Annotated in this window: 15 protein-coding genes; 6 read left to right on the plus strand and 9 right to left on the minus strand. The window is 55.0% G+C overall.

Going from position 1 to position 18,916, the window contains the following annotated elements:
- Positions 1-23: 23 nt before the first annotated feature.
- Entirely contained in the window at positions 24-1,433 is a 1,410-nt protein-coding gene (gene glnA / locus KTJ90_RS00440) for a type I glutamate--ammonia ligase (protein WP_499025770.1), read from the minus strand.
- Positions 1,434-1,871: 438 nt separating this feature from the next.
- On the opposite strand from glnA, the gene typA reads away from it, so the two are divergent.
- The 5 genes from typA to fabY all read left to right on the plus strand — a co-directional run bounded on the left by typA (position 1,872) and on the right by fabY (position 6,815).
- On the plus strand, positions 1,872-3,695 hold the full coding sequence (gene typA, locus KTJ90_RS00445) for a ribosome-dependent GTPase TypA (protein WP_003850742.1): 1,824 nt from the start codon (positions 1,872-1,874) through the stop codon (positions 3,693-3,695).
- 209 nt (positions 3,696-3,904) lie between these two features.
- On the plus strand, positions 3,905-4,501 hold the full coding sequence (gene yihX, locus KTJ90_RS00450; RefSeq protein ID WP_003851357.1) for a glucose-1-phosphatase: 597 nt from the start codon (positions 3,905-3,907) through the stop codon (positions 4,499-4,501).
- A gap of 3 nt (positions 4,502-4,504) precedes the next feature.
- Positions 4,505-5,377 (plus strand): virulence factor BrkB family protein, encoded by an 873-nt coding sequence (locus KTJ90_RS00455; protein WP_003851355.1) that lies wholly within the window; start codon positions 4,505-4,507, stop codon positions 5,375-5,377.
- A complete protein-coding gene (dtd, locus tag KTJ90_RS00460; protein ID WP_003851353.1) occupies positions 5,374-5,811 on the plus strand; it encodes a D-aminoacyl-tRNA deacylase in 438 nt (145 codons plus the stop codon). Before KTJ90_RS00455 ends, dtd begins: the two co-directional genes overlap by 4 nt.
- Before the next feature lie 56 nt (positions 5,812-5,867).
- Complete coding sequence (fabY, locus tag KTJ90_RS00465; protein ID WP_003851352.1) at positions 5,868-6,815, plus strand: fatty acid biosynthesis protein FabY; 948 nt, start codon at positions 5,868-5,870, stop codon at positions 6,813-6,815.
- A 36-nt stretch (positions 6,816-6,851) separates the two neighbouring features.
- On the opposite strand, the gene KTJ90_RS00470 is transcribed toward fabY, so the two are convergent.
- The 7 genes from KTJ90_RS00470 to gmk form a co-directional block, all read right to left on the minus strand.
- A complete protein-coding gene (locus KTJ90_RS00470; RefSeq protein ID WP_499025773.1) occupies positions 6,852-8,531 on the minus strand; it encodes an AsmA family protein in 1,680 nt (559 codons plus the stop codon).
- Positions 8,532-8,649: 118 nt separating this feature from the next.
- Positions 8,650-10,023 (minus strand): nucleobase:cation symporter-2 family protein, encoded by a 1,374-nt coding sequence (locus tag KTJ90_RS00475; RefSeq protein ID WP_499025775.1) that lies wholly within the window; start codon positions 10,021-10,023, stop codon positions 8,650-8,652.
- A gap of 104 nt (positions 10,024-10,127) precedes the next feature.
- Entirely contained in the window at positions 10,128-12,206 is a 2,079-nt protein-coding gene (gene recG, locus KTJ90_RS00480) for an ATP-dependent DNA helicase RecG (RefSeq protein WP_499025777.1), read from the minus strand.
- A complete protein-coding gene (gene trmH, locus KTJ90_RS00485) occupies positions 12,203-12,901 on the minus strand; it encodes a tRNA (guanosine(18)-2'-O)-methyltransferase TrmH (protein WP_140916510.1) in 699 nt (232 codons plus the stop codon). Before trmH ends, recG begins: the two co-directional genes overlap by 4 nt.
- Positions 12,902-12,903: 2 nt before the next feature.
- The gene (gene spoT, locus KTJ90_RS00490) at positions 12,904-15,012 is read right to left on the minus strand and encodes a bifunctional GTP diphosphokinase/guanosine-3',5'-bis pyrophosphate 3'-pyrophosphohydrolase (protein ID WP_003851347.1); all 2,109 of its coding nucleotides are present in this window, start codon (positions 15,010-15,012) and stop codon (positions 12,904-12,906) included.
- Positions 15,013-15,032: 20 nt separating this feature from the next.
- Positions 15,033-15,308 (minus strand): DNA-directed RNA polymerase subunit omega, encoded by a 276-nt coding sequence (rpoZ, locus tag KTJ90_RS00495; protein WP_003851346.1) that lies wholly within the window; start codon positions 15,306-15,308, stop codon positions 15,033-15,035.
- A 54-nt stretch (positions 15,309-15,362) separates the two neighbouring features.
- Positions 15,363-15,986: a guanylate kinase gene (gene gmk / locus KTJ90_RS00500; protein WP_033743562.1), complete on the minus strand. Its 624-nt coding sequence runs from the start codon at positions 15,984-15,986 to the stop codon at positions 15,363-15,365.
- Between the two features lie 240 nt (positions 15,987-16,226).
- On the opposite strand from gmk, the gene ligB reads away from it, so the two are divergent.
- Positions 16,227-17,978, plus strand: a complete 1,752-nt coding sequence (ligB, locus tag KTJ90_RS00505) for an NAD-dependent DNA ligase LigB (protein WP_499025780.1) — start codon at positions 16,227-16,229, stop codon at positions 17,976-17,978.
- On the opposite strand, the gene KTJ90_RS00510 is transcribed toward ligB, so the two are convergent.
- On the minus strand, positions 17,916-18,533 hold the full coding sequence (locus KTJ90_RS00510) for a trimeric intracellular cation channel family protein (protein ID WP_008926964.1): 618 nt from the start codon (positions 18,531-18,533) through the stop codon (positions 17,916-17,918). The two genes, ligB and KTJ90_RS00510, sit on opposite strands and share 63 nt — an antisense overlap.
- Positions 18,534-18,916: the final 383 nt, after the last annotated feature.

The following is an 18,916-nucleotide window of genomic DNA, read 5'->3' on the forward strand; positions in this document are numbered from 1 at the left end:
CGGCAACAAAATCGTTTGACCAGTTAAACGCTGTAGTAAAGCTCGAACTCAACCGGGTGTGGCGTCATGCGAACGCGATCCATCTCTGCTTTACGCAGTTCGATGTAAGCATCGATCGATTCGTCAGTGAATACACCGCCGCGGGTCAGGAACTCGCGATCATCGTTCAGTGAATTCAGCGCTTCTTCCAGAGAGCCCGCAACTTTTGGAATCTCAGCTTCTTCTTCCGGTGGCAGGTCATACAGGTTCTTGTCCATCGCATCACCAGGATGGATTTTGTTGATGATGCCATCCAGGCCAGCCATCAGCAGTGCGGTGAACGCCAGGTATGGGTTAGCCGCTGGGTCCGGGAAGCGCGCTTCGATACGACGGGCTTTCGGGCTGGCAACCACCGGAATACGGATTGACGCTGAACGGTTACGGGCAGAGTAAGCCAGCATAACCGGTGCTTCATAACCCGGAACCAGACGCTTGTAAGAGTTCGTGGTCGGGTTCGCCAGTGCGTTAATTGCTTTAGCGTGCTTGATGATGCCGCCGATGTAGAACAGCGCCATTTCAGACAGGCCGCCGTACTTATCGCCGGCAAACAGGTTCTGGCCACCTTTAGAGAGTGACATATGGCAGTGCATGCCTGAACCGTTGTCGCCAAACATTGGCTTCGGCATAAAGGTCGCGGTTTTGCCGTAAGCATGAGCAACGTTGTGGACGACATATTTGTAGATCTGAATTTCGTCAGCTTTTTTGGTCATGGTATTGAAGCGGGTAGCCACTTCGTTCTGACCCGCAGTCGCCACTTCGTGGTGATGCGCTTCAACAACCAAGCCCATCTGCTCCATGGTCAGACACATGGCAGAACGGATGTCCTGTGATGAGTCGACTGGTGGAACCGGGAAGTAGCCGCCTTTCAGACCTGGACGGTGACCTTTGTTACCGCCTTCGTACTCTTTACCGGTGTTCCATGCCGCTTCGATATCGTCGATAGCCACATGTGAACCGGAAGTCGATGAACCGAAACGGATGTCATCGAACAGGAAGAATTCTGGTTCTGGTCCAAACAGCACGGTATCCGCGATGCCGGAAGAGCGCAGGTAATCTTCAGCGCGTTTTGCGATAGAACGTGGATCGCGGTCGTAGCCCTGCATAGTGCCTGGCTCAAGGATGTCACAACGGATAATGAGCGTAGAATCTTCGAAGAAAGGATCCATGACTGCCGTGGTAGCGTCAGGCATCAGCACCATGTCTGATTCGTTAATGCCTTTCCAGCCGCCAATAGACGAACCATCGAACATTTTGCCTTCTTCGAAGAAGTCAGCGTTAACCTGGTGAGCAGGGATAGTAACGTGCTGTTCTTTACCTTTGGTATCGGTAAAACGCAGGTCAACAAACTTAACTTCATGCTCGTTCATCATCGAGAGAACGTGTTCAGCGGACATACTCAACTCTCCTGGAAATGGTCTTTCATTATCTACATGGCGAGGAAACGTCTTTTCCGGAATTCGCAGCGGGAAAACAACTCCCTGACTACCCGCTTCCGGCACGCTCTTCAACCGACATCTGACTGGCGATTACGCTTGATTTAGATAAAGCGAATTCTGTGCCAACTTTTCTGATGCTGCTTAAATCGCCTTGTGATGCACCTTTTTGTCATAAAGCACCTGCACCAGGATGGTCCTGATGCACTAAAGTGGTGCTTTGTGACGATTTATTAGCACCATTTTGGTGCATAAGACCAACTTAGTGCATTTTCTGCACCGGGAACAGGGCAAATTTGCACCTATCTAATAAACTTTCAGTGAAAAGTGTGATGGTGTTCAGTCTTCCGCTTAATCAGTGTACAATAACGCGCTATTTCTAATGCCTGAGGCAAAGCTGTGATCGAAAATTTGCGTAACATCGCCATCATCGCGCACGTTGACCATGGAAAGACCACCCTGGTTGACAAACTGCTGCAACAATCCGGTACTTTTGATGCCCGTACCGAAGCAACAGAGCGCGTGATGGACTCCAATGATTTGGAGAAAGAGCGTGGGATTACCATCCTCGCAAAAAACACCGCCATTAAGTGGAATGACTACCGTATCAACATCGTTGATACCCCAGGACACGCCGACTTCGGTGGTGAAGTTGAGCGCGTCATGTCCATGGTGGACTCGGTGCTGCTGGTTGTAGATGCGATGGATGGCCCTATGCCGCAAACCCGCTTCGTGACCAAAAAAGCGTTCGCGCATGGTCTGAAGCCGATTGTGGTTATCAACAAAGTAGATCGCCCTGGTGCGCGTCCGGATTGGGTTGTGGATCAGGTATTTGACCTGTTCGTTAACCTGGATGCGACTGACGAGCAGCTCGACTTCCCTATCATTTTCGCCTCTGCGCTGAATGGTATCGCGGGTCTTGAGCACACCGACATGGCTGACGATATGACCCCGCTGTATCAGGCAATCGTTGACCACGTTGCGCCTCCGCAGGTTGAGGCTGATGCGCCACTGCAGATGCAGATCTCTCAGCTGGACTACAACAACTACCTGGGCGTGATCGGCATTGGCCGCATCAAGCGCGGTAAAGTTAAGCCGAACCAGCAAGTCACTATCGTTGATAGCGAAGGCAAAACCCGTAACGGTAAAGTCGGTAAAGTCCTGACTCACCTGGGTCTTGAGCGTATCGACAGCGATCTGGCTGAAGCGGGCGATATCATTGCTATCACCGGTCTGGGCGAGCTGAACATCTCTGACACCATCTGTGATCCACAGAATGTGCAGGCGCTGCCAGCACTGAGCGTTGATGAGCCAACCGTAACCATGTTCTTTAACGTCAACACCTCACCGTTCTGCGGTAAAGAAGGTAAGTACGTGACTTCACGTCAGATCCTTGAGCGTCTGAACAAAGAACTGGTTCACAACGTGGCTCTGCGCGTTGAAGAAACCGAAGATTCTGATGCGTTCCGCGTGTCAGGTCGTGGTGAGCTTCACCTGTCAGTTCTGATCGAAAACATGCGTCGTGAAGGTTTCGAACTGGCGGTATCCCGTCCGAAAGTTATCTTCCGCGAGATCGATGGCCGTAAACAAGAGCCATTCGAGAACGTTACGCTGGATATCGAAGAGACGCATCAGGGTTCCGTTATGCAAGCCATGGGTGAGCGTAAAGGCGATCTGAAAAACATGGATCCGGATGGCAAAGGCCGCGTACGTCTCGACTACGTGATTCCTAGCCGTGGCCTGATTGGCTTCCGTAACGAATTCATGACGATGACTTCCGGTACCGGTCTGCTCTACTCTACATTCAGCCACTACGACGATATCCGTCCAGGCGAAGTGGGCCAGCGTCAGAACGGCGTTCTGATCTCTAACGGTCAGGGCAAAGCTGTAGCGTTCGCTCTGTTCGGTCTGCAGGATCGCGGTAAGCTGTTCCTGGGTCATGGTGCAGAAGTCTATGAAGGCCAGATCATCGGTATTCACAGCCGTTCTAACGACCTGACCGTAAACTGTCTGACTGGTAAGAAGCTGACCAACATGCGTGCTTCAGGTACTGATGAAGCAACGACACTGGTACCACCGCAGAAAATGACGCTGGAACAGGCGATCGAGTTCATCGATGATGACGAACTGGTCGAAGTGACTCCACTGTCAGTGCGTATCCGTAAGCGTCACCTGACTGAAAACGACCGTAAACGTGCTTCACGTGGTCCTAAAGACGCATAATTGCGCCTTTAAAGAATAAAAAGCCCCGCATGCGGGGCTTTTTTTTGCCTGAAATTCGGATTTACTCAGCCGGACCAGCGAATATTTGTGCGAATGATGTCGCGCTTTACTCACCTTCTGGCGTTTACGCTTTTCTCTCAGCCCGTGCCTGTTCAGCCTGCACTTTTGCCGCTAGAGTGAATACTCCAGGGAACAGAAGGAGACACACCATGCTGTATATCTTTGATTTGGGCAATGTGATTATTGATATCGACTTCAACCGCGTGCTGGGTGTCTGGAGTGACTTTAGTCGTGTACCGCTGGCTTCGCTACAAGGCCATTTCCAGATGGACGAAGCGTTTGAGCAACACGAACGTGGCGAGATCAGTGATGAAGATTTCGCACTGGCGCTGTGCGAAAAGCTGGAGATCGCACTGAGCTATGAGCAGTTTGCGGCTGGCTGGCAGGCGGTCTTCGTTGACGTGCGTCCGGAAACCCTGGCGCTAATGAACCGGCTGCGGCTGGAAGGTCATCGGGTGGTAATCCTCTCTAACACGAACAAGCTACATTGCGAATTCTGGCCAACGCAGTATCCGGACGTGCAGCAGGCAGCGGATAAAATCTACCTGTCACAGGAGATAGGTATGCGCAAACCGGAAGCGCGGATTTATCAGCATGTGCTGGATGCAGAAGGTGTGACTGCCGATCAGGCGGTGTTCTTTGATGATAATCCAGAGAACATTGAGGCGGCCCGTGCCCTGGGTATTGAAAGTGTACTGGTTACTGACAGTAAAACGGTACCCAACTGGTTTGCGGGTCTACAGTAACTCATGATGTCACGTAAATTTCGCCCCAGGCTGCATGCGTTCTGGTTGTGGCTCAGGCTGTTATGGAAACGCATTGATGAGGATGGCATGACGACCCAGGCCGGTAATCTGGCTTATGTCTCATTACTGGCGTTAGTGCCGCTTATTGCAGTGGTCTTTGCCCTGTTTGCGGCGTTTCCGGTTTTCTCTGACATCAGCGTGCAGTTAAAACAGTTTGTCTTCAACAATCTGATGCCTGCTGCAGGTAACACGTTGCAACGCTATCTTGAACAGTTTGTTGCTAACGTAAACCGGATGACGGCGGTCGGGGCAGTCGGTCTTATCGTGACCGCCTTACTGCTGATGCATTCGGTCGATACGGCGTTAAACACCATCTGGCGCAGCAACAAAAAGCGACCGATGGTTTACTCCTTTGCCGTCTACTGGATGATCCTGACGCTCGGTCCGCTGCTGGCCGGTGCCAGCCTGGCAATCAGCTCTTATCTGCTTTCCCTGCGCTGGATTAATGCCACTGGCGTAACCAGTCTGGTCGATCAGATGCTGCGTATTTTCCCGCTTCTGCTGTCGTGGTTCGCCTTCTGGTTACTCTACAGCATTGTTCCCACTCAACGGGTGCCACCGCGTGATGCGCTGATTGGCGCGCTGGTTGCCGGGGCGTTGTTTGAGCTGGGTAAAAAGGGCTTTGCGCTCTATGTTACTATGTTCCCTTCATATCAGTTGATCTACGGCGTACTGGCCGTGATCCCCATTCTGTTTCTCTGGGTCTACTGGACCTGGTGTATTGTGTTGCTGGGCGCTGAAATAACCGTCGCGTTAGCTGACTATCGGCAGTTGAAGCAGCAACACCAACAAGAAGAGCAACGCGAGGAAACATGATTGCATTGATTCAGCGCGTGCAGCGCGCCAGCGTCAGCGTCGATCAGGAAGTGACCGGTGAAATCGGCGCGGGTTTACTGGTTCTGCTGGGCGTAGAAAAAGGCGATGACAACGCGCGAGCGGAACGTCTCGCAGAACGTGTACTGGGCTATCGCATCTTTAGCGATGAGCAGGGCAAGATGAACCTGAGTGTCCGCCAGGCGGGCGGAAGTGTGCTGGTGGTGTCGCAGTTTACGCTGGCCGCAGATACGCAAAAAGGGATGCGCCCCTCGTTTTCGGGTGGCGCTGAACCTGCTGAAGCCGAACGTCTGTATGAATACTTCAGCGACTGCTGTCGCCAGCAGGGGATTACTACGGCGAATGGCCGTTTTGCTGCAGATATGCAGGTCTCGCTGGTGAATGATGGTCCTGTAACGTTCTGGTTGCAGGTGTGAGATCGTCAGCTGAGCGGCAGGGAACAGGCCATACATCCGAGCGGGAGAAACATTACATGTATCACCTTCGCGTGCCACAGACGGCGGAAGAGCTGGATATCTATTATCAGTTCCGCTGGGAGATGTTACGTAAACCTCTGCGTCAACCGCAGGGGTCAGAACGTGACGCCTGGGATGCCCTGGCACATCATCAGATGGTGGTTGATGAACAGGGAAATCCGGTCGCTATCGGCCGTCTCTACATTAATGCCGACAATGAGGCCGCTATCCGCTTCATGGCCGTTCATCCTTCGGTGCAGGGTAAAGGGCTGGGAACGCTAATGGCGATGACGCTGGAGTCGGTAGCGCGTCAGGAAGGGGCTAAGCGGGTAACCTGTAGTGCCCGCGAAGATGCTGTCGCATTCTTCGCTAAGCTCGGCTACGTCAACCAGGGCGAGATTACCGCGCCCCAGACGACGCCAGTTCGCCACTTTCTGATGATCAAGCCTGTCGTTACGCTCGATGATATCCTGCATCGTGCCGACTGGTGCGGACAGCTGCAGCAGGCCTGGTATGATCATATTCCGCTCAGCGAGAAGATGGGTGTCCGTATTCTGCAGTTTACCGGGCAGAAATTTATCACCACCATGCCGGAAGCGGGCAATCAGAATCCACATCAGACGTTGTTTGCTGGCAGTCTGTTCTCGCTGGCCACGCTGACCGGCTGGGGATTGATCTGGTTACTGCTGCGCGAGCGCCATCTGGGCGGCACCATTATTCTGGCGGATGCGCACATTCGCTACAGCCACCCGATTAGTGGCCGGCCTGGCGCGATTGCTGACCTCGGCTCATTAAGCGGCGATCTCGACCGTCTGGCGCGCGGACGTAAAGCACGTGTGCAGCTTGAAGTTGAGCTTTTTGGCGACGATGAGTGTGGCGCGGTGTTTGAGGGGGTCTATATTGTTCTGCCTGCCGATCCTGACGGGCCGCTGGAAGAGGGCGGTTCCGGCGCACGTATCAACTAATCATAAGGGCCGCCTCCGCGGCCCTTATTGATCCTGTTAACGCACCTGACCGGCCTGCATTGTCTGCTGTAACTGTTGACTGTCCGTCGTCACCGACAGAGTGCCATTCACGGTCGGGCGCAGTGGCTGGCCTGCGGGTAATGCACCGCTTAGTTGCAGCTGCATATTACTGTCACCGGTTAACGGCAATACGGGCCATCCCCAGTTCTGCAACACATTCACCGACACTGCCCGACCCGTCAGTTGCAGTGTCAGAGGACGCGCTGGCTGCTGACCTACGGTGGCGGTTCCTTCGAGCAGGCCCTTGTTACTGAACGCACTCAGTTCAGTAACCTGAATCTGCTGCGGGTCAGCACTTAGCGCAATCGACGGATGACGCAGATCGGTGCGGTTAAAGGTCGATTCTGCCGCGTTCAGGCTGAGCTTACCCGACCAGATCCCCCACTGATGCTGCTGAGCCAGCAGCAGGTTTTCGCCAGCGCCATCCAGTGAAGTCAGTTGGAAGGGAAACGCCGGATTAATATCGATAATCAGGTTACGGTTAGAGGTGAAACGCGTTACCTCTACACTCTCCAGCCACGCGGGCAGTGTCGCCTGCCAGCGGTCACGCCAGTCCTGCGGCAGCGTGTATTCCAGTCCGGCAACGGCCAGATTTTTCAGCGTCAGGCGCTTATTGCTGCGCGACCAGTCACCGTCAGCCCGAATCACCCCGTTCGCCCAGCGTGAACTGAATTGTGTCAGCGCCACACCCTGCGGTGAGAAATCCAGGTTAAGGATAGGGTCATTAAGCTCAAATCCACCGTCGATAAAATTGCTGGCATTCAGCGCCAGTGAACCGTCGTTACTCTGCCAGTCATCTCCCTGCCAGTTAACGTTTCTCAGCGTCAGATCCAGATCTGTCACCGCCCAGTCAGGCCCCTGCAGACGGGCATCGGTCATGTCGAGGCGGGTAATGGCAATTGACGGAACAACCTGCAGGGTATGCAGGAAATCTTTCAGGCTGCTGGTAGTCTGCAGACGGATGTCGTTCAGTCGCAGCTGATTAATTTTCCAGTTGCCCTGGGCATCGCGCTCACCGTTACCGGTCATGGAGCCACGCGCCAGGTCGGCACCAATATTGTCAAAGCGCATCCGACCCTGGGAAACACTGCCCTGAATCAGGACGTTTTCACCCGGCACATTATTCAGCGTCATGCTGCCTGCGCTCATCTGGAAGCGGGCATCGCGACCCAGCATATCCAGCCCCGTGGGCTTCCACGGCAGGATGCCGCCATTAACCTGCTGAGCAAACAGCGGTAATGCGCTCTTGGGACTGTCGATACGCATATTATTGAGTTGCAGGCGATCGGCCTGAATCGGCAGCGTGCTGCCCTGCGCCAGATTAGCCAGATTCACTTCCCCATCGCGCAGCTCAAGGCTGCTGAAATGCAGCGGATCGCTGAACTGAATCAGCGCCAGGCCGAGATCAACCCGTTTCGCGACCAGCACCGCAGGCTGACCATCGTGACCAAAGCTGAAGTCATCCAGAATGATATGAGAGGGAGAAGAGAAATTGTGTTCAATTTTACTCAGGGAGAGATGCCATTCGGTTTTGTCGCTCACCCAACGGCTAAACCAGCCTGCACCCCACTGTGTCTGCAGCAGTACATAGATCACGACCAGGGTAAAAAGCAGCAGTAAAAGTAAGGTGAGGAAAAACTTTCCAATAAATTTCATAGCATCCTTCCCGAGTTAAATCCGGTGAGAGGTTGTTATGCCTGAATTACCGTTACAGCTCAACAGCCTGGATGTAAATCCGAATAATTAGCAGGCAGGCCGAAGCCTGCCTGTGGCCTTACTTCTCTGGCGGAAAAATCAGGTTGAGCACGATTGCGGTAATACCGCCTGCGGCAATGCCGGAAGAGAGCAGCGTTTTCAGCCAGTCGGGGGCAAACTGCAGGATCAGTGGCTGCTGAGACACGCCCAGACCCACCGCCAGCGACAGCGCGATAATCATGATGGCGCGACGATTAAGCGGCTCGCGTGACACGATGCGAACACCTGAGGCGGCAATGGTGCCGAACATCACAATGGTTGCGCCGCCGAGTACCGGCTCAGGGATCATCTGCACCAGACCGCTGACCGCCGGGAACAGCCCCAGCACGATCAGCATCAGTGCGACAACAAAGCCCACGTAGCGGCTGGCCACGCCGGTCAACTGAATCACACCGTTGTTCTGACCGAAGCAGGAGTTAGGGAAGGTGTTAAACAGCGCGGAGACAAAGGAGTTGAGGCCATTCGCCAGCACACCGCCTTTCAGGCGCTTCATATAGAGCGGGCCGCTGACCGGCTGTTCCGACACATCCGAGGTGGCTGTGATATCGCCGATGGTCTCCAGGGAGGTCACCATAAACACCAGCATCAGCGGAACGAGCAGGTTCCAGTCGAAGCCCAGCCCGTAATAGAGCGGGGTCGGCACCACGATCAGCGGCTGATCAGCAGGGATGCCCGCTGCCGGCAGCATGCCCATCGCCCAGGCCAGCAGATAGCCCACGGCCATCGCAATCACCAGGGAGGCGACGCGCAAATAGGGGTTTTTCTGCCGGTTAAGCAGCACGATCACCAGCAGCACGGCACCGGCCAGCATCAGATTCTTTGGCGCGCCAAAGGTATGGGCACTCATCGCGCTGAAACCGCCGCCAATCGAAGTCACTCCTACCTGAATCAGCGACAGCCCAATAATCATCACCACGATACCGGAAACCAGCGGCGTGATAATCCGGCGAGCCAGATGCAATACGCGTGACAGCACCATTTCGGTACAGGAGGCCACCATCAGCGTGCCAAATAGCGCCGCCATCATGGTGGGCACATCAGCGCCGCCATTTTTCAGCGCCATCCCGCCCATGATCAAAGGCGTCACAAAGTTAAAGCTGGTGCCCTGAATCGACAGCAGACCCGAACCCACCGGTCCCCAGGTTTTGATTTGTAGCAGCGATGCCACACCTGAAGCAAACAACGACATGCTGATAACGTGCCGGGTATCTTCTGCGGGCAGGCCCAGCGCCTGACAGATCAGAATGGCGGGTGTGATGACCGCGACAAACATCGCCAGCAGATGCTGACCAGCGGCAAACAGCGTTTGCGGCAGAGGTGGACGATCTTCAAGACGATAAATCAGTTCGCTTTGCGTGGCGGAAGGCTGGTCTGGCTGAGGATTGGTGGACATCTTCTGTTCTTCCCAAAAAATAATGTGGCGATTGTAATCATCCGCCGGGCAAAAGCAATCGTTTGCCCGGCGTGGATATAAAAGCCGACTTGAAGGGGTCTCATTCAGACGTTGGTAAAACGGGTGTTCTCTGGCAGCCAGCGTTCAATCAGGGCGCTGGCCTGCTCGGGATAGTGCTGGTGGATGTGGCGCGCCACACGCTGAACTTCGGGCACCATCGCTGCATCGCGCAGCAGGTCAGCCACTTTAAATTCGGCGTTGCCGGTCTGACGTGTGCCCAGCAGTTCACCCGGTCCGCGAATCTCCAGATCGAACTGGGCAATAACAAAGCCGTCATTACTGTCGCGTAGTACCTGTAAACGCTTCTGCGCCGTCTTGCTCAGCGGCGCTTTATAGAGCAGTACGCAGTGTGATGCCACGGCACCACGACCCACACGGCCTCGCAACTGATGCAGCTGTGCCAGCCCTAACCGCTCAGGGTTTTCGATAATCATCAGGCTGGCATTCGGCACGTCCACGCCGACCTCAATGACGGTCGTCGCTACCAGCAGCTGGAGTTCATTCGCTTTAAACGCCTGCATGACCGCCTGTTTTTCAGCGGGTTTCATGCGGCCATGCACCAGTCCGATATTTAAGTCGGGCAGCGCGGTTTTCAGGGATTCCCAGCTGGCTTCTGCCGCCTGTGCTTCCAGCAGCTCTGACTCTTCAACCAGCGTGCATACCCAGTAGGCCTGACGTCCCTCCCGGCAGGCATGCTCAACCCGCGCCACAATCTCCTCGCGTCGCGTATCGGGGATAGCCACGGTGGTCACCGGGGTACGTCCCGGCGGCAGTTCGTCGATGGTTGAGGTATCGAGATCGGCATACGCGGTCATCGCCAGGGTGCGCGGAATCGGTGTGGCGGTCATGATCAGCTGATGCGGATGGAAACCCTGCTCCTCACCTTTTTCCCACAAGGCCAGACGCTGGTGGACGCCGAAGCGGTGCTGCTCATCAATAATGACCAGCGCCAGACCATTGAACTGCACCTGCTCCTGAAACAGAGCGTGTGTGCCCACGACCATTGCTACCTGACCGCTGGCTATCGCCTCCTGCTGTGCCTGGCGGGCTTTGCCTTTCTGTTTTCCGGCCAGCCAGCCGACTTCAATCCCCAGCGGCGCAAACCACTGGCGGAAGTTACTGGCGTGCTGTTCAGCCAGCAGTTCGGTCGGTGCCATCAGCGCAACCTGCTTGCCATGGGCGATAACGTTCAGCGCAGAGAGCGCAGCCACCAGTGTCTTACCCGAGCCGACGTCGCCCTGCACCAGCCGCATCATCGGGAAATCATTGGCCAGATCTTTCTCTATCTCCGCCACCACGCGCTTTTGCGCATTGGTCGGCGAGAAAGGCAGCGCGGCCAGCAGCTGGTCACTGAGATTGTGTCGCGGCGGCATCGGTAACGCGTAATAGCGCTGAGCGCCTGCGCGCACTGCCAGCATGCTGAGATTATGCGCCAGCAGCTCTTCAAGAATTAATCTGCGTTGTGCCGGATGACGGCCACTTTCCAGCTCGCTGAGCCGTAGATCGGGTGGCGGACGATGCAGTGTGCACAGCGCATCTGGCAGGCTGATTAAGCCGCCGCTTAACTCTTTCGGCAACAGCTCGGCAATCGGGCAGCTTTCCAGCAGCGTCAGTGCCTGGTCAGTGAGATTACGCAGCGTGGCCTGTCGAATGCCTTCGGTCGTGGGATAAACCGGTGTTAAGGTCTCTTCCAGCGTCACATTGCTCTGCTCGCCCTGGATGCGGTACTCGGGATGAATAATCTCAGCGCCGCGCTGACCGCGCTTAATTTCACCATAAGCGGTAACACGCCGTCCCGGCGACAGATTGTTCTTCATCCCGGCATTAAAATTGAAGAAGCGCATTGTCAGCACGCCACTGCCATCGCTGATCTGACACACCATCATCCGGCGACGACCAAAAGTGATATCTGTGTGCAGCACTTCGCCTTCTACTGTGGCCCAGATACCGGGAAGCAGATCATTGATAGCATAGAGTTGGGTGCGGTCTTCGTAGCGCAGCGGAAGATGAAGCAGGAGATCCTGAACGGTGTGCAGGTCAATTTTGGCCAGTTTTGCTGCCTGGCTGGCACCGACGCCGGTCAGTGTACTGAGCGGAATGGCATCCAGCAGACGGCCTTTCATCGTCTTTTACCGGTCGTCTGCATGGTTGCCCACCAGCTGGGATCGGCGTCGACTTCGCCCTGCGCATTGATGCGCGGATAGGGTAGACCTTTCTGCTTTGCGACCCGCGCGAGCACCGGGAATCCGCCTTCGAACAGCAGGCGTTGCTGCTCATCCTCGTCCAGCAGGCTGTAATCGCGCAGGTAAAGACCGGCGTTCTGCCGCTGTCGCTGGGCTTCATAGAGGATAAGCGCGCAGGCGACCGAGACATTCAGCGACTGCACCATACCCACCATGGGGATCACGATCTGACGATCAGCCAGCGCCAGCGCTTCTTCGGTGATGCCGGTTTTTTCCTGCCCCATCAGAATGCAGGTGGGAAGGGTATAATCGATCTCACGAAAATCCACCGCATCGGCGGAGAGATGGGTCGCTAAAACCTGCATCTTCTGCTGTTTGAGCTGTTTTACGGCATCGCCGATGGTGGGATGGGTGACCACTTTCACCCAGCTGTTGCTGCCGGCAGACGCGGAAGCCTGCGTGCGCATCCGCTGGCTCGGCCAGACGGCATGCACTTCGTGGATGCCAACGGCGTCGGCCGTGCGGATCACCGCTGAAACATTGTGTGGTTTATGCACCTGCTCCATGCAGACCGTCAGGTCGTGCTGGCGCAGTGCCAGCATCGCCTGAATCCGGGCAAAACGTTGATCGTTCATGCCTAATTACGGTTACGGTGGACTTTGATCACATCCGGCATCACGCGAATTTTACGCATGATATTCGCCAGATGAACGCGGTCACGTGCGGTGAGGCGGATAAAGGCGCTATAGACGCGACCATCACGCTCTTCGGTATTCAGGCTCTGAATATTCGAACCCGCCGTGTTGATGGCCGCCGTCAGGTTAGCCAGCGCACCCTGATGGTTAAACATGTCGACTTTGATTTCTGCTACGAACTCCTGCTCGGTGACTTTATCCCACTCAACCGGCATGAATTTTTCCGGCTCTTTCTGGTAGCCACGAATGTTTCGGCAGGATTCATGATGCACCACCAGCCCTTTGCCAGGACTGACATGGGCAACAATCGGGTCACCAGGAATCGGTCGGCAGCATTTGGCGAAGGTAATCAACACGCCATCTGCGCCTTTAATCGGCAGTTTACCGCGCTTGCTGGTGCTGGTGATGGCCTTGCTGTCAGCCTGCAGCAGGTTCTTCGCCACGACCACGCTCATCGCATTGCCGAGGCCAATTTCCGCCAGCAGATCATCAAGGGACGTCAGCTTCATGCGGTCCAGTTCCTGTCTGATATTCTCAGCCGGGATTTCAGCCAGTTTACGGCTACCGCCCAGCGCATGGCTGAGCAGGCGGCGACCCAGATTAACCGAGTCTTCGCGCTTGAGGTTCTTCAGGAGCTGACGAATTTTGGCGCGGGCTTTGGAACTGACGACAAAATTGAGCCAGGCGGCGTTTGGACGAGCGCCTGGCGCGGTGATGATCTCAATCGTCTGACCGCTGGTCAGGGTTTGCGACAGCGGATAAGGCTGGCGGTCAACGCGTGCGCCGACGCAGGCGTGGCCGATATCGGTGTGCACCGCATAGGCAAAATCTACCGGCGTCGCGCCGGTTGGCAACTCAACAATGCGGCCTTCAGGCGTAAAGACGTAGATCTCATCAGGGAAAAGATCGGACTTCACGCTTTCAATAAATTCAAATGAACTGCCCGCACTCTGCTGCAGCTCGAGCAGGCTTTGCAACCAGCGCTGCGCGCGAATCTGTGCAGTGGTGCCACTTTCGCCCGCCTGTTTATAAGCCCAGTGCGCAGCGACCCCCATTTCTGCCATCTGATCCATATCCTCGGTGCGAATCTGCACTTCAACCGGCACGCCGTGCGGGCCGATCATGGAGGTATGGAGCGACTGATAGCCGTTGGCTTTGGGGATGGCGATATAATCTTTAACGCGGCCCGGACGCGGCTTATATAAGCTGTGCATCTGGCCCAGAACGCGATAGCAGGTATCCAGATCTTTCACGATGACGCGAAAGGCATAGATATCCATGATCGAGTGAAAACGCTGCTCTTTCAGCGTCATTTTGCGGTAAATCGAGTAAAGATGCTTTTCGCGACCGCTGACGCGGCAGGGAATGCCCGCTTCCTGTAAACGGCCATCAATCTCAGAAAGAATCTTCTGGATCATCTCTTTACGATTACCACGCGCAGCTTTCACCACCTCTTTAATCACCCGATAACGGTTCGGGTAAAGTGCTTCAAAACCGAGCTCTTCCAGCTCTGTTTTAAGGTGATGAATACCCAGGCGGTGTGCCAGCGGACTATAAATCTCTAACGTTTCCAGCGCGATGCGGCGACGTTTGTCCGGGCGTAAAGACCCAAGGGTGCGCATATTATGGGTGCGGTCAGCCAGCTTGATGAGAATGACGCGGATATCCTGCACCATCGCCATAATCATCTTGCGGAAGTTCTCAGCCTGCGCTTCTTTCTTATCGCGGAATTTCAGCTTATCCAGCTTAGAAACGCCTTCGACCAGCTCCGCCACGCTTTTACCGAACAGCTGTTCCATATCCTGGTAAGTGGCGGGCGTATCTTCGATCACGTCATGCAGCAGCGCGGCCATGAGCGTTTCATGGTCGAGCTTCATTTCCGCCAGAATACAGGCCACGGCAACCGGATGGGTGATATAAGGCTCACCACTGGAGCGTGTCTGTCCCTCGTGGGCATCACGTGCGACAAGGTAGGCTTGCTGGAGGCGCTTGATCTGCTCCTCTGGCAAGTATTTTTCAATCAGTTGATTGAGACTTTCAAACAGATACAAGGGCGACCTGCAGGTGGCTGTTAACGACGACCTTCAGCGATAGCGGTAACGGCCTGTAACTCAGCGGCTTCCTGCTCTTGCTGTTCCTGACGATCACGCACATCTAAAATCTGATTGGTGACCAAACCTTCTTCGATTTCGCGCAGGGCGATAACGGTAGGTTTATCGTTCTCTTCCGGAACCAGCGGATCTTTGCCGCCAACCTGCATCTGACGTGCACGACGTGCAGCGACCAACACCAGGTCAAAACGATTACCAACTTTTTCTACTGCGTCCTGAACGGTTACGCGTGCCATAGGTGTGCTACTCCACAGATGAAGAAATGACTGCGCATCATACTGAAACTGTATTCAGACTGCCAACAGTTTGCTGATTAAAGCATCGTGACGCGCCTTCTGACGCGCCATACGCAGACGTTCTGCGCGAATAATGGTTTTCAGATCGGACAGCGCCAGATCAAAATCATCATTCACAATTAAATAGTCATACTCGGCGTAGTGGCTCATTTCCGCTACTGCCTGAGCCATGCGACGTGTGATCACCTCTTCGCTGTCCTGACCACGACCGCGCAGACGGCGATCGAGCTCTTCTTTCGAAGGCGGCAAAACAAAGATGCTGCGTGCGCCAGGCATTTTAGCGCGGATTTGCTGCGCGCCCTGCCAGTCGATGTCGAGGAACACGTCAACGCCGGTTGCCAGCACCTGCTCAATGGCATGGCGTGACGTACCGTAGTAGTTGTCAAAAACCCGGGCATGTTCGAGGAAAGCATCTTCCGCGATCATCTGCTCAAATTCATGTTTCTCAACAAAAAAGTAATGTTCGCCATGGGTTTCACCCGGACGCATACCGCGCGTCGTGTGCGAAACAGAGACCTGCGTGTCATACAACGGCTGGGTCTTTAACAGTGCCTGAATCAGGCTGGATTTCCCTGCACCGCTGGGAGCAGAAACAATATAGAGCGTGCCTTGAGCCATGGTTTTCTTGAATTGATTAAAAGCGGAGTCGATTTCCTGCACAGTATACACAGCTTCCCGTTGCCACGCAGCGTTTGCGCAGCGAGAACACCCAATCTTTTGCGCATCTGCGCGCAAATCTCTGTCGGGCAGCTGTAATGGTTCACGGATTACCCTGGCATCTCTTCCGGAACGAAACCTCGCCTCTGGCTGACGCTAATGCATTGCTGTTGAATGCCACAAAACGTCAGAGGAAAGAGTATGAAAGGATTCGGCTGGCCGCTATCTGCGATTATTCTGTGGTTCGCCCTATGGCCTGCGCACAGTGCCGTGTGTCCGGTCTGGACACCCGTACGGGCGACTGAAGAGATCGGCCGTTTGCAACAGCAACTGCAACACTGGGATGACGCTTATTATCGCCAGGGGCAGAGTCTGGTGGCTGACACGGATTACGATGCGCTGCAGCAGCGGCTTGTTACCTGGCAACACTGCTTTAGCGCTTCTCAGCCCACTTATTCGCCGCAACTGCCGGGCAAAGGTGAGCACCTGCATCCGGTCGCCCATACTGGCGTAAAAAAGATGCGCGACAAGCTGGCACTGGCTTACTGGATACAGGGGCGACGCGATCTCTGGGTGCAGCCAAAAGTTGATGGCATCGCCGTTTCACTGGTGTATCGCCATGGCAGGCTGGTCTCGTTGTTAAGTCGTGGCGATGGATTGCGCGGTGAAGAGTGGCTGGCTAAAACCGCCTGGATCCCGGCAATTCCGCTGCGTATCGAGACCCCTCTCGACGAGGTTGTACTGCAGGGCGAGCTGTTTTTGTTGATGAACGGTCATCAGCAGGCGATTGATGGCGGCAAAAATGCGCGCTCACTGGTGGCCGGCGCGATGATGAGCAGGCAGCGGACTCCGCTGCTGGATTCGCTCGGTGTTTTCATCTGGGCATGGCCAGATGGTCCCGCCACAATGACGGAGCGCCATGAGCAACTCAGCCGCTGGGGGCTGGGCATTTCAGCAGAATGGAGCCACAACGTTAAAGATGAAGAGGACGTAGCCATCTGGCGTGAGCGCTGGTTTCATGCTGCGCTGCCTTTTGTCACAGACGGCGTGGTGGTTCATCAGAGTCTGCGGCCTGCAGGCAAAAACTGGCTGCCAGGCGAGGGTATATGGGCGGTTGCCTGGAAATATCAGCCTCCTGAAGTCAGTGCTGAAGTGCTCTCCGTCGATTTCCCCATTGGCCGAACCGGAAAAATAGCGGCGGTACTTAATCTTCAGCCAGTGCAACTGGATGATAAAACGGTCAGGCGGGTTAATGTCGGATCGCTACGTCGCTGGCAGGAGAGCGATATCGTCGCGGGCGATGTGGTCACGCTGAGTCTGGCGGGTCAGGGAATTCCCAGGCTGGAGCGGGTCATCTGGCGCGTGGCAGAGCGACATTATCCTCAGCCTCCCGAGGCGTCGCGTTATACGCCATTGAGTTGTTATACCTTCAGCGCTGAGTGCCAGAAGCAGTTACTGGCGAAATTACGCTGGCTCAGCCAGAAAACGGTGCTGAATATTCCTGGGGTTGAGCGCAGCACCTGGCTGCGCTTACTGGAAAGCGGCAGTATGACGCATCTGTTCGGCTGGCTGACGTTAACACCGGAACAGATTGCCGCCGCGACGGGTCTTTCTCCTGAACGTGCAGATCAGCTCTGGCACCGTTTTAATCTCACTCGTCAGCAACCGTTTCGTCGATGGGTGAAGGCCCTTGGCGTTTCATTGCCGCAAAAGGCCCTGAATGCGCTGCCCGATCAGCAGTGGGAGAGCGTAATGCGGCGGGATGTTATGGCCTGGCAAACTCTGCCGGGCGTTGGTGCGGGGCTGGCAACGCGCCTGGCTGAGCAGTTTCAGGATGCCCGTCTGCAGGCCCTCATCGCGTTCCTGCAACAGCAGGGGATTCCTGCGTCCTCAATGCTCGGGGTGGGGATAGTTGAAAATCGGCAAACCGAGACGGAAGCGCAGCGCCAGTAAACGGGCAAAAAAGCCAAACAGCAGAGTAATGATAATCACCGCTTCATGCGCCAGCGTGGTTTTCAGCAGCAGGATATACATCCAGCCCGAGGCGAAAGCGATACCGGCGTACAGCTCTTTCTGAAACACCAGCGGAATGCGATTACAGAACATGTCACGCAGTACGCCGCCAAAGACACCTGTAATCACTGCGCTTATCGCGGCAATAATCATGGCGTGTCCGGAATCAAGTGCAACCTGCGCGCCGATAATCGAAAAGACCACCAGACCTAATGCATCCAGCACCAGAAAAACTTTGCGCAGGTGGGTCATCAGGGGCGCCAGGAATGTGGTGACAACCGCCGCAGCCGCCACAATCATGATGTATTCGGGATTTTTCACCCAACCCAGCGGATAGTGACCCAACAGGATATCGCGCACCGAGCCACCACCGATTGCGGTCACTGACGCAATAATAATGACCCCGAACAGATCCATTTTGCGACGACCCGCCGCCAGCGCACCTGTCATGGCTTCAGCAGTAATACCAATAATGTAGAGAACGGTCAGTAACATAGCAGACTCCAGTAAGACGGCGGCAAGGCTACAGCATTGCTTAACAGGCGGCGACAGAGATTTCAGGCGGTCGGCGTCCGGGATTTGCGCAGTGTATACCAGTCCGGCCCGGCATCAGCATAGAAAGACTTTTCAGTGCAAAACCGGCGATGAATGCTGGTGAAGGTTAAGATGAGATAATGTGCAGAGGAGTTGCGCGGGCCTGGCTGGTGTTAACTGACTCAGAACCAGTAGGAGATTTACAACCCATAACGGCCAGAAATTTGCAGATCAGACATTGGTCTGTAAAGGAGATAGAAAGAACGGGATGCTGCATCTAAAGAAAAGAGTAAAAATATATCGACAGGATTAACAAAAAGAAAGGCGTGCTGGTTAACAGCACG

Source organism: Pantoea jilinensis (genome assembly GCF_019104105.1).
Lineage (GTDB): Bacteria > Pseudomonadota > Gammaproteobacteria > Enterobacterales > Enterobacteriaceae > Pantoea > Pantoea eucalypti.

Bases quoted from the DNA above. Each gene is read 5' to 3' on its own strand.
- rpoZ (WP_003851346.1), bottom strand. From the start codon at position 15,308: ATGGCACGCGTAACCGTTCAGGACGCAGTAGAAAAAGTTGGTAATCGT.
- ligB (WP_499025780.1), top strand. From the start codon at position 16,227: ATGAAAGGATTCGGCTGGCCGCTATCTGCGATTATTCTGTGGTTCGCC.
- recG (WP_499025777.1), bottom strand. From the start codon at position 12,206: ATGAAAGGCCGTCTGCTGGATGCCATTCCGCTCAGTACACTGACCGGC.
- KTJ90_RS00510 (WP_008926964.1), bottom strand. From the start codon at position 18,533: ATGTTACTGACCGTTCTCTACATTATTGGTATTACTGCTGAAGCCATG.
- gmk (WP_033743562.1), bottom strand. From the start codon at position 15,986: ATGGCTCAAGGCACGCTCTATATTGTTTCTGCTCCCAGCGGTGCAGGG.
- KTJ90_RS00475 (WP_499025775.1), bottom strand. From the start codon at position 10,023: ATGTCCACCAATCCTCAGCCAGACCAGCCTTCCGCCACGCAAAGCGAA.
- trmH (WP_140916510.1), bottom strand. From the start codon at position 12,901: ATGAACGATCAACGTTTTGCCCGGATTCAGGCGATGCTGGCACTGCGC.
- glnA (WP_499025770.1), bottom strand. From the start codon at position 1,433: ATGTCCGCTGAACACGTTCTCTCGATGATGAACGAGCATGAAGTTAAG.
- fabY (WP_003851352.1), top strand. From the start codon at position 5,868: ATGTATCACCTTCGCGTGCCACAGACGGCGGAAGAGCTGGATATCTAT.
- KTJ90_RS00455 (WP_003851355.1), top strand. From the start codon at position 4,505: ATGATGTCACGTAAATTTCGCCCCAGGCTGCATGCGTTCTGGTTGTGG.
- dtd (WP_003851353.1), top strand. From the start codon at position 5,374: ATGATTGCATTGATTCAGCGCGTGCAGCGCGCCAGCGTCAGCGTCGAT.
- yihX (WP_003851357.1), top strand. From the start codon at position 3,905: ATGCTGTATATCTTTGATTTGGGCAATGTGATTATTGATATCGACTTC.
- KTJ90_RS00470 (WP_499025773.1), bottom strand. From the start codon at position 8,531: ATGAAATTTATTGGAAAGTTTTTCCTCACCTTACTTTTACTGCTGCTT.